Consider the following 4,028-nt stretch of genomic DNA (forward strand, 5'->3'; position numbering starts at 1 on the left):
AGACTCTATGAATGAATCAGTGCTTCCCTAGCCCACTAGTACACTAGTACACCAGTACACTATCCCACTATTTCACATTTCCACCATGCTGTACTTTCCGTCCTTCATTTTCATGAGGATCAGGTCCACCACAGGATCTCTCTTGTCGTCGAAGCTGAAGGTGCCGCAGACGCCTTTGAAGTCCTTCATCCGGGCCAGGGCGTCTCTGATTTTCTTGTGGTCTGTGGTACTTCCGGCCCGTTTCATGGCGTCCACTGCCATGTACACGCCATCGTAGGCGCTGGCGGCGAACTGGTCCGGTGCGTGGCCGTATTTCTTTGTGTAGGCGTCCACAAAGTTCTGTACTCTGGCATCCTTTCTTTCTGCTGACCACATGGAGGATACATATACATTGTCAGCGGCGCTGCCGGCCATGCGGCCCAGTTCCGGAGAAACGAAGCCATTGTCTCCCAGTACAGGCTGGTTCATGCCCATTTCCCTCATTTTCTTCAGAATGCGGGAGCCTTCCTGGTAGTAGCTGCATACCACGATGACGTCGGGGTTCTTTGTCTGGATATTGGTGAGCTGGGCGGAGAATTCGCTGTCCTTGCTGCCGAAGGTTTCCACGTCTACCACTTCTACTCCTTCTTCTTCCATGGTCTTTTTGAAATATTTCTGGGCGGTTACATGCTGTTCGTTGTCATGGGCATACATGATGGCCGCCTTCTGATAGCCCAGCAGCTTATGGGTTTTCTTCACGGTCTGGGGAATGTTCTTTGATTCGGGTACGGAGTTTCTGAAAATGCAGTCTCCCATGTCTGTAATATTTTCAGCGGTGACGGAAATTTCCAGGGACGGCACTTTGGCATTCTGGATAATGGGACCGGCTGCCTTGGCTTCATTGGAGGTCATGGGGCCGATGAGGATGGACGCTTTATCCTGGATCTGCTTCTTGGTAGCGTTCATGGCTTCTGCCGGCACCGCTTTGGTATCATCTACCATGAGGTCGATGGGGAAATCCCCTTTCCCGTTGATTTCTTCCACTGCCAGCCTTACGCCTTCCTCTTCCGATTTCCCGTAGGCTGCAGCACCGCCGGTGAGGGCGGCGGTGAAGCCGATTTTCGCTGCATTTTTGGCGCCGGAGGATACATTGTTTCCTGCTTTCCCTCCGCAGCCTGCCAGTCCTGCCATCATCACCACTGCCATGGAGCAGATGCCTGCCATTTTCATTGCCTTCTTGAAATTCTTCATTTGATTTCCTCCTGTTCTTCTTTCCTGCTCCATCAAAAAAGCCCCTGATGGAACGAATCATTCCACCAGGGGCGGGGAAACCGCGGTACCACCCTGATTTATCTCTTCATAGAAAGTACGGATGATGATGATACAAAAAGCCCCTGTCCCGTTTTGGGACAGGGGCATAGCTGCGGTACCACCCTGCATTGTACTTTCTTTTCTGTCCGTAACGGGGACTGCCGCCTTCACTACTTTCTTCGCTCCGGTGCTCATGGGAGAGTTCGCCTTATGCTCCATACCGGCTTGCACCATCCGCCGGCTCTCTGCCATGGCCTTCATCAGACTTTTTCCCAATCATCGCTGTTTTTTTTTAGTTGAGATAGATATTACAGGATTTCCCTGATTCTGTCAATCCCCATTTCACTTCATTCTTTTTCTGTATAAAAAACGCTTTTTATGATTTCAGGGAATATCAGGAGTCCCGCCTGCCTGCTTTCAGCCGCTTCAGGATTTCCACGCCGATTTCCTGGTTCAAATAGGCATAGCAGTAGGCATTCAGGATAAATACCAGGCCCAGCATCACCATGCCGGAGGTGGTAAATGCCGCCTTTCCAGGATCCGGGTCCAGATGGAAGAGGAATGACAGGGGCTTCCAGATCCACTGAATCATGGAAACAAAGCGGTCAATGGCGCTGGTCAGGGCGTCTGCAATGCCCAGAATGTAAATGGACACGGCAATCTTATAGGACATTTCCACTACATAGGCCAGGGCTGTGAGATGGAGGGTTTTGGCAAAGGACAGTTTATGCCTGAATCCATATCCCATGGCCATGCCCAGGGCAGCGGCGTAGAAGGCAGTGGTAAAGCCGATTTCCGGTCCCCCGATGATATTGACCAGAAAGATTTCCGCCAGGCTGGTGCCCAGGCCCCACTTCATGCCGTGAAAGCTGCAGATGACGGCAATGGGCACGGCCGACGTGAGCATGGTAATAAAAACAAAGAAGGGCGCCACCAGTTTCAGCAGTACCAGCAGTGCCGCAATGGCTGCTGCTGCCGCCGCTTCCGTCAGATATTTTGTCTTTTGTACCGAAGAATTCACTGTTTCTTATCCTTTCCAAAGGAAGCCGCCAGGGCTTCCTTTTCCTTCTTTGTTTTCTTCTTCATGTGCCACTCCAGGGACCGGGCTTCATGTTCCGTGAAAAAAGTGCGGTACCACACCAGAGTCACCGGCAGGCGGCTTCTGGTGTAGCGGCTCCCCTTCCCGCTGTTATGGGTTTCCACCCGCTTTTCCACGCTGTCCACGGTGTAGCCCGTATACAGGGAGCCGTCGGCGCAGCGCACCATGTAGGTGAAATATTTCCTTTCCTCAGAACCACTCATTCACCCAGTTCTTCTCCTCCGGCAGCATGGTATCAGTCAGGGCAAGCACGTCCGCCCGCTCCTTCGCATCCTCTGTGAGCCACCTGATTTTTTCCAATTTTTCCAGCTCCGAAAGGCCGGCGGCCCCCATGAAGAGCTCCGCCAGGCTGCCTGCATTGATGCAGAAGGAGGGCTCCGGAATATCCTCTCCCAGACGGACGCCGGAAATATCTTCAATGTGGCATTTCAGGCTGTAGAAAACATCTTCCTTCAGGGCGCTGATTTTCCCGTCCTCCGCCCGAAGCACATAAATGCCGCTGTTTTCCGGCAGGAAGGGATCCACCAGCTGGAAGGCCACGGCGCCGGTAATGTCCTCCCGGCAGGGCAGGCCGTCAAAGGCGGTGACGGGATCCGTGAGACGGGCAAGCATGTAGGGGAAAGAACGGTTTTTGATATAGGTATGCTCCGCCCCGTCTTCCCAGTAGCGGAAGGAATGGTCATCCAGCGGCTCATGCCAGATGCATTCGTCAATAGACCCCCGGTGGCCTGCCATAAAGGAATAGAGACCCTTCCTGCCGGACTCATTGGCAAAGGCCATTTCCGTCACAATCATGCGCCGGTCGTCCAGACTGTAGAAAAGATAGCCGGAAGGCCCCTTTTCGTCATACACAAGGGCAATATAGCCATCCTTCCGCTGGCCCTCGATGTGGGATTTCCAGGATGCTTCATCCCGCAGGGTAAAGCCATTCCTGTCCTTCGTGTAGGCTTCATACACAGAGGCAAGCTCCTGCCATTCCCCGCACCCTGCCAGCACCCGGCAGGAAACGGGCTTTTTCCCCAGGGGCGCCAGATGTTCCGGCGACGCTTTCCGCTCCCACTGGTGCACGAAGAAACCGAAGCCCATGGGCAGGTAATAGGAAGCTGCAGAGGGCATGAGGGTTACAAAGGGCTTCCCCTCCTTCGCCGCCAGATGGAAGGCGCTTCGGAGCAGCTCTGACGCATACCCCCGCCCCCGGGCAGCCGGGTGGGTGGCTACGCCTACAATATAATCGGTGTCAAAAGCCTGGCCCCTCACGCTCATCCGGTAGGGACGGCGGTGAAGGTCACAGGCAGCCTGCCCCTTCTCCTCCCCCAGGAGCACCGTCTCCGGCGTATAGAGCTCCTGGAAATACCACTGGAAGAAAGGGTCCGAAGGCTTTTCAAAACAGTAGGCCCAAAGGGCTTTCACTTCTTCTGTGTCGGAAGCAGAAGCTTTTCTGATTTTCATGGATACCTCCTTGGGGCCGCTTCGCGGCCCTGCGCCCTGCGGGCGTAAAGTTTCTAAAGTTTGACGGGGCTTCGCCCCGAGGGTTCTGAGGTTTGACACGCCTGCGGCGTGCACAGCGAACATGATTTGAAGGAGCAAAGCGATGCACAAATCATAGTGAGTCGTTTCCCCTTTAGGGAAGCGCTGATTA

4 protein-coding genes and 1 other annotated feature are annotated in these 4,028 nt (G+C 54.0%); all 4 genes read right to left on the reverse strand.

Annotation, left to right across the window (positions count from 1 at the left end; all coding sequences use genetic code 11):
* Nucleotides 1-72: 72 nt before the first annotated feature.
* The gene (locus B2Y11_RS02335; protein ID WP_291055679.1) at nt 73-1,230 is read right to left on the reverse strand and encodes an ABC transporter substrate-binding protein; all 1,158 of its coding nucleotides are present in this window, start codon (nt 1,228-1,230) and stop codon (nt 73-75) included.
* A gap of 64 nt (nt 1,231-1,294) precedes the next feature.
* Nucleotides 1,295-1,579: a binding site (T-box leader), on the reverse strand.
* Between the two features lie 105 nt (nt 1,580-1,684).
* Nucleotides 1,685-2,311 (reverse strand): DUF2232 domain-containing protein, encoded by a 627-nt coding sequence (locus tag B2Y11_RS02340; RefSeq protein ID WP_273097292.1) that lies wholly within the window; start codon nt 2,309-2,311, stop codon nt 1,685-1,687.
* On the reverse strand, nt 2,308-2,592 hold the full coding sequence (locus B2Y11_RS02345) for a GIY-YIG nuclease family protein (RefSeq protein WP_291055683.1): 285 nt from the start codon (nt 2,590-2,592) through the stop codon (nt 2,308-2,310). The genes B2Y11_RS02340 and B2Y11_RS02345 overlap by 4 nt, the downstream gene beginning before the upstream one ends.
* Nucleotides 2,579-3,838, reverse strand: a complete 1,260-nt coding sequence (locus tag B2Y11_RS02350; RefSeq protein WP_291055686.1) for a GNAT family N-acetyltransferase — start codon at nt 3,836-3,838, stop codon at nt 2,579-2,581. The genes B2Y11_RS02345 and B2Y11_RS02350 overlap by 14 nt, the downstream gene beginning before the upstream one ends.
* Between the last annotated feature and the right edge of the window lie 190 nt (nt 3,839-4,028).

Source organism: Dialister sp. UBA1703 (assembly GCA_002320515.1).
In the GTDB taxonomy this organism is placed as follows: Bacteria; Bacillota; Negativicutes; order Veillonellales; family Dialisteraceae; genus Dialister.

Excerpts from the sequence above, each read along its gene's own strand:
- B2Y11_RS02335 (WP_291055679.1), bottom strand. The coding sequence starts at position 1,230 with ATGAAGAATTTCAAGAAGGCAATGAAAATGGCAGGCATCTGCTCCATG.
- B2Y11_RS02345 (WP_291055683.1), bottom strand. The coding sequence starts at position 2,592 with ATGAGTGGTTCTGAGGAAAGGAAATATTTCACCTACATGGTGCGCTGC.
- B2Y11_RS02350 (WP_291055686.1), bottom strand. The coding sequence starts at position 3,838 with ATGAAAATCAGAAAAGCTTCTGCTTCCGACACAGAAGAAGTGAAAGCC.